General features: G+C 68.0%; 3 protein-coding genes. 2 read left to right on the top strand and 1 reads right to left on the bottom strand.

Annotated elements, in window-relative coordinates; genetic code table 11:
- Positions 1-96 precede the first annotated feature (96 nt).
- Positions 97-4212, bottom strand: a complete 4116-nt coding sequence (locus CA982_RS10280) for a bifunctional nitrate reductase/sulfite reductase flavoprotein subunit alpha (protein WP_086535245.1) — start codon at positions 4210-4212, stop codon at positions 97-99.
- Positions 4213-4451: 239 nt separating this feature from the next.
- Here CA982_RS10280 and CA982_RS10275 point away from each other — a divergent pair, with 239 nt between their 5' ends.
- Both CA982_RS10275 and CA982_RS10270 read left to right on the top strand, forming a co-directional pair.
- Positions 4452-5138: a response regulator transcription factor gene (locus CA982_RS10275; RefSeq protein WP_086535222.1), complete on the top strand. Its 687-nt coding sequence runs from the start codon at positions 4452-4454 to the stop codon at positions 5136-5138.
- Positions 5138-6673 carry a sensor histidine kinase gene (locus CA982_RS10270; protein ID WP_086535221.1) on the top strand — a complete coding sequence of 512 codons (1536 nt, stop codon included), beginning with the start codon at positions 5138-5140 and terminating at the stop codon, positions 6671-6673. The genes CA982_RS10275 and CA982_RS10270 overlap by 1 nt, the downstream gene beginning before the upstream one ends.
- Positions 6674-6713 lie beyond the last annotated feature (40 nt).

Raw genomic sequence — 6713 nt, 5'->3', positions numbered from 1 at the left:
GGGCATTGTGCGGGGTGGTGGGGTGTGGATGTGGGTTGCGAGAACCCTTCGTGACGGCCCTCCGCGAGCTCCTCGCACCTCAGGGAGCATGGCGAATCAGTACACGTCCCGCACATACCGCTTGTCGGCCGCGAGTGCCTTGACGTACGACTCGGCGCTGGCGGGGGAGCGCCGGCCATGCTGCGCGACAATGCCTTTCAGTGTCGCATCGACATCCTTGGCCATCCGTGTCGCGTCGCCGCAGACGTATACGTGGGCGCCGTCGTGCAACCACTGATAGAGCTCTTCGCCGTGCTCGCGCATCCTGTCCTGAACGTAGATCTTGCGGTCCTGGTCGCGTGAGAACGCGACGTCGAGTCGGGTCAACAGTCCGTCGCCGAGCATGGTGGTCAGCTCGTCGCGGTAGTAGAAGTCGGTGGCCGAGTACTGCTCGCCGAAGAACAGCCAGTTCTTGCCGTTGTGTCCCAACGCCTCACGTTCGCGCAAGAACCCGCGGAACGGGGCGATACCGGTACCGGGACCGATCATGATCATCGGGGTGTCGGGATCGGCCGGCGGACGGAAGTGGCTGGTGGAGGTGACGAAGACGCCGATCTCGTCGTCGGCACGGTCGGCCAGAAAAGTCGAGCAGACGCCGCCTCGGGGTGTCCCGAACAGGTTGTAGCGCACCGCCGACACCGTCAGCTGGACTTCGTCGGGACTCTCCAGCGGGCTCGACGAGATCGAATACGATCGCGGCACCATCGGTTTGAGTACCTGCATCCAGTCCTCGACGTCGGCGGCGACGGGGTGTTCGGCCAGGATGTCCACCGACTGCCGTCCCCACGCCCACGTGGTGAACTGCTGTTTGTTCCCGGCCGCGATGAGGTTCTTGAGGTCGGCGGATCCGGCACGGTCGGCGATGAAACGGACGAGATCGGGTGTCACACGGGCGAACTCGATCCGCTCGCGCAAGGCTGCGTGCAGCGGGAGGTCCTCGCCCGCCACGGTCACCGATGTGCCGGCGTCGAGACCGGTGCGCTCGAGGAATTCCCCGACGAGTGCCGGATCGTTGTGTGGCCACACCCCCAGCGCGTCACCGGCCCGATAGGAGAGGGTGTCCGCGGGGAGGTGAAAGCCGAAGTTCCGCACGTCCTTCCCGGACCCCGCGGAATTGAGCTCGACGTTTCGTATGAGCGAGGTGAGCAGGGGCTTCTTGCGCGAGTATGCCGGCGCGGAACGCACCGACGGTGCCGCTGCGGAGTCGGCCGGTTCGCTGACCACGGTCACCCGGTCGCCGTCCACCCCCGAGGCGGGCGCCCGGTTCGACATGCTGATCGCCCGGATGACCTCGGAGAGCCAGCCGCCCGCCGTCTCCTCGAAGTCGGGTTCGCAGTCGACACGGTCGAGCAGGCGGCGCCCTCCCAGTTCGCCGATGCGGGTGTCGAGTTTGCGTCCGTGTCCGCAGAAGTCGTCGTAGTTGGAGTCGCCGAGCGCCAGCACCGCGTAGTCGACCCCGGTCAGGTCGGGAGCGTCGTCGGAGTTCAGTGCATCCCAGAAGGATGTGCCGTTGTCCGGTGGGTCGCCGTCTCCGGTGGTCGAGGTGACGAACAGGGCGGTGCCCTTCAGGTCACCGACCTCGACGTCGTCCATGGATCGGGCGTCCACCCGGCGGCCACTGGCCTTCACCCGCTCCGCCGTCTCGACGGCGAGCTCTTCGGCATTGCCCATCTGCGACGCCCACAGCACGGTCACGGTGTCGGTGTCCGGCGCCGCCGCCGACGGATTGTCCTGGGGCGCACCCGCATCAGGCTCCTTCGCGCCCCGGGAATACAGGCCGGCGAGCACGCCCGACACCCAGGTGCGGAGTTCGTCGCCCAGCGGCGCATCGGCCGGAAGGACCGGACTGCCCGCGGGCGATGCACCCACCCCGGCCGCCAGCCCGGCCAGATACAGGCGTTCGGTTGCCGTCATCGGGGGTGGTGTGACGTCGGAAACCCCCAGTGCTTCGGTGAGTCTCGTCGACCCCGCGGCGACGACCGGCGTGCCGTCGGCGTCGCCGCGCGCACCCGGCACCCGGATCAGGGTCACCGCACACACCTTCAGCTCCGGCTGCTGCGAGAGCGGGTCCACCGCGTCGGACGTGACGGCGTTGATCGCGAGGTGCTCGCCGAAGACGTCGTTCCAGTGGAACGGCACAAAACAGTTGCCGGGCCGGACGCGATCGGAGATCCGTGCGGGCAACACGGCCCGGCCCCGCCGCGACGCGACCTCGACCTTGTCTGCGCCGGTGATGCTCAACCGGGCGGCGTCGTCCGGGTGTATCTCGACGAAGGGCTCCGGGTTCAGCTTGTTGAGCTTGGCCACCCGCCCGGTCTTCGTCATGGTGTGCCACTGGTGCGGCAACCGGCCCGTGTTGAGCAGGAACGGATAGTCGTCGTCGGGCATCTCGGCCGCGTCGAGGTGCGGACGTGCGAAGAACTGCGCGCGGCGGGTGGCGGTGGCAAAGGCCAGCCGCGGTGTCGATCCGTCGTCGAGGCGGTGCAGGGTTTGGCTGCGACCGTCGTTGAGATACCGGATCGGGTTGCGGGCACCGGTGTCGGCCGGGTCGGCGTCGTCGTCGGAGACCGGTGGACACGGCCACTGCATCGGGGACCGGCGGAGTCGGTCATAGGTCACCCCGCGCAGGTCGTAACCGGTGTCGGGGTTCGCGAACCGCTTGATCTCCTCGAACACCTCCTCGGCGCTCGAATAGTCGAAGGCGTCGGCGAACCCCATCTCGGTGGCGACCCGCGCGATGATCTGCCAGTCCGGGATCGCCTGTCCGGGTGCGTCGAGCGCGGGTTCGAACAGGGTGAGGTTGCGCTCGGAATTGACCATGACGCCGGTCGACTCCGACCACAACGTCGCGGGCAGGACGACATCGGCGTACTGGTTGGTCTCGGTCTCGACGAAGGTGTCCTGGGTGATCACGAGCTCGGCGCGTTCGAGTCCCTCGATGACGGTCTTGCGATTGGCCACCGAGGCAACGGGATTGGTGCAGATGATCCAGCACGCCTTGATCTCCCCGTCGGCCATGCGCCGGAACATGTCGATGGTCCCGGCCCCGACGTCGGAGCGTAGCGTCCCGGCGGGGATGCCCCAGATGTTCTCGACGAATTCCCGATCGGCCGCGGACACCACGGCGCGCTGGCCGGGCAGGCCCGGACCCATGTAACCCATTTCGCGGCCGCCCATGGCATTCGGCTGCCCGGTGAGGGAGAACGGCCCGCTGCCGAGTCGGCAGATCGCACCGGTGGCGAGGTGGAGGTTGGTGAGCGCGTTGGTGTTCCACGTCCCGTGTGTGGACTGGTTGAGACCCATCGTCCAGCAACTCATCCAGTTGGGTGCGTTCCCGATGAGCTCGGCGGCGGCCCGCAGGTCCGCTGCCGCGATCCCGGTGATCGATTCGACGACGTCCGGCGGGTACTGGGCGGCGAACTCGGGGATCTGGTCGAATCCGTCGGTGAACGACTCGATGAATTCCCCGTCGGTATGGCCGTTCTCGATGAGCAGGTGGAGCAGACCGTTGAGGAAGGCGAGGTCGGTCCCGGACCGGATCTGCAGGAACAGGTCGGCTTTGTCCGCGGTCGCCGTTCGTCGCGGGTCGACGACGATCAGCTTTGCCCCGGCCTTGACCCGGTCCATCATGCGCAGGAACAGGATCGGGTGGCAGTCGGCCATGTTGGCGCCGATGACGAGGAAGACGTCGGCGTGGTCGAAGTCCTGATACGACCCGGGCGGTCCGTCGGAGCCCAGCGACAGCTTGTATCCGGTTCCGGCGCTGGCCATGCAGAGCCGCGAGTTCGATTCGATCTGGTTGGTGCGCAGGAATCCCTTGGCCAGTTTGTTCGCCAGGTACTGCGCCTCGAGCGACATCTGGCCCGACACGTAGAGGGCCACCGCGTCGGGTCCGTGCTCATCGACGACGGCGCGCAGGCGGCGAGCGGTGTCGGTGACGACGGCGTCGAGTTCGGCGGGCCGGAGCTGACCGCCGCGGTCGTCCCGGACGAGGGGAGTCGACAGGCGCCCGCCGGCGGCGAGCATGTCCGCGGTCGTCGACCCCTTGGTGCACAGGCGGCCGAAATTCGTCGGATGATCGGATCGACCGATCGTCTTGGTGACCCGGTAGGAGTCGTCGTCGAGCTTCATCTCCATGCCGCAGCCGACACCGCAATAGGCGCAGAGCGACATCACCGATCGGGACACGACAGAGCGAGTCGGGGCGGGGACGGTCACGGGTCCAGCCTCGGAGGTCGATGTTTCGCGACCCGAAGCCCGGCGTTACGCATCCATCAACTTGACCTCACAGGACCTGGTCCCGGATGTGAAAGGTCGTGAGAACCGCAGGTGAGCGCCGACTCTGTCACCTGAATGGGCGGGTTTCGGCGTTGCTCAGCCGGATCTCAGCCGGGGTGGATAAGACTGTAGCCATGCGCATTCTCGTGGTCGACGACGATCGGGCGGTCCGGGAGTCGTTGCGACGGTCGCTCACCTTCAACGGCTACAGCGTCGAGACCGCGGGCGATGGCATCGAGGCACTCGAGAAGATCCTGGCCGACCGGCCCGACGTGGTGATCCTCGACGTCATGATGCCCCGCCTCGACGGCCTCGAGGTGTGCCGCCGGCTCCGCTCGGCCGGTGACGACCTCCCCATCCTCGTGCTGACCGCACGCGACTCGGTGTCCGAGCGGGTGTCGGGCCTCGACGCCGGTGCCGACGACTACCTGCCCAAACCGTTCGCGCTCGAAGAACTCCTCGCCCGGTTGCGCGCGCTGCTGCGTCGTGCGTCACCCGACGACGACGCGGACTCGGAGACCCTCACCTTCGCCGATCTGTCGCTCGACCCCGTCACCCGGGACGTCACCCGCGGCGAGCGTTCGATCAGCCTGACCCGCACCGAGTTCGCGCTGCTCGAGATGCTGATGGCCAACCCGCGCCGGGTGTTGTCGCGCAGCCGCATCCTGGAAGAGGTGTGGGGATACGACTTCCCGACGTCGGGCAATGCGCTCGAGGTCTACGTCGGTTACCTGCGGCGCAAGACCGAGGCCGACGGTGAGCCGCGACTGATCCACACCGTGCGCGGCGTCGGATATGTCCTGCGGGAGACGCCGCCGTAGTGATCGGGAAGTCGTCGAACTCCGCGTCTCGTCCGAAGACGCGGGATCTCCTGCGCGACCGGGTGACCCGGGCGATCACGGGGCACGGCGCCGGTGACGGTTCCGATGAGAAGGAGATGCGCGCACCGATGCCGCTGATGCGTGCGGTGTCGCTGCGCACCCGGGTGACGATCTTGTCGGCGACCGTCGTCCTGGTCTCGGTGAGCCTGATGGCGGCCGCCGCGTATTTCGTCGTCTTCCGCGCGATGTACAACGACGTCGACCAGCAGCTCGAGAGCCGCGCCGACGGGATGGCGGCGCTCGCGCGAGCGGGGGTGCTGCGCACGCAGCCCGAACAGCTGGTGGCCGGAACGGTGTTCTCCACGAACATCTCCATCGCGCTGGTGACGCCCAGCGGTGAGACATACCTGATCGGCCAGGTGCCCTTCGACGACGTCGAACGGGGCATCGTCCGGTCGCCGTCGGTGCCCGGTTCCACCCAGCAGAGTCTGCGCACCACGCGTAACCAGCGCGTCCTGACCCGCAAGCTCGACGACGGCAACACCCTGGTGCTCGCGCAGAGTCTCATCCAGACCGACCGGGTGCTCAAACGCCTGGCCTGGGTGCTCTTCGTGGTCGGCTGCGGCGGGGTCGCACTGGCCGCCCTGGCGGGGACGACGGTGGCCCGCGCCGGACTGCGCCCGGTTGCCCGGCTCAACCGGGCCGTGGAACGTGTCGCCCGGACCAACGACCTGACACCGATCCCGGTCACGGGCAACGACGAATTGGCCAAGCTCACCGCCAGTTTCAATGCGATGCTGCGTGCCCTCGACGAATCGCGGGACCGGCAGGCACGTCTCGTCGCCGACGCCGGGCACGAGCTGCGGACACCGCTGACCTCGCTGCGGACCAATCTCGAGCTCCTGATCGCGGCGAGCCGGCCGGGGGCGCGGGCGGTGCCCGAGGACGACATGATCGAGTTGCGGGCCGACGTGGTGGCGCAGATCGAGGAATTGTCCACGCTGGTGGGCGATCTCGTCGATCTCGCCCGTGAAGACGCCCCCGAGGTGGTCTATGAGGAGGTCGACCTCGCGGAGATCGTGGAGCAGGCGCTCGAACGGGTTCGACGCCGCCGCAACGACGTCGAGTTCGAGGTGGACCTGTCTCCGTGGTTCGTCTTCGGCGAGGCGCACGGCCTGTCGCGTGCGGTCCTCAACGTGCTCGACAACGCGGCCAAGTGGAGTCCGCCGGGCCGGACGGTGAGTGTCGGCCTCACCCAGGTCGGGATGTCGAGCGCGGAGCTCACCGTGGCCGATGCGGGCCCCGGCATCCCCGAGGAGGACCGCGGTCTCGTGTTCGAGCGGTTCTATCGGTCCACCCAGTCGCGGTCGATGCCGGGATCGGGCCTGGGACTGGCGATCGTGCGTCAGGTGGTCGAACGACACGGCGGCACCGTCGCGGCCGATACGTCGCCGCTGGGGGGAGCGCTGATCCGGATGACCCTGCCGGGGCGGGCAACTGCGGCGGAACCATCCCCGCAGGTGATTCGTCAGTAGAGGAGAAGCGGGTGACATCGGAGCCGACGACTCGGCTGTC

Origin of the sequence: Gordonia lacunae (genome assembly GCF_002149015.1) — a bacterium.
Lineage (GTDB): Bacteria > Actinomycetota > Actinomycetes > Mycobacteriales > Mycobacteriaceae > Gordonia > Gordonia lacunae.
The sequence above is the reverse complement of the archived record's forward strand: the minus strand, read 5'-3'. Positions and strand labels throughout refer to the sequence as shown.

Bases quoted from the DNA above. Each gene is read 5' to 3' on its own strand.
- CA982_RS10280 (WP_086535245.1), bottom strand. From the start codon at position 4,212: ATGTCGCTCTGCGCCTATTGCGGTGTCGGCTGCGGCATGGAGATGAAG.
- CA982_RS10275 (WP_086535222.1), top strand. From the start codon at position 4,452: ATGCGCATTCTCGTGGTCGACGACGATCGGGCGGTCCGGGAGTCGTTG.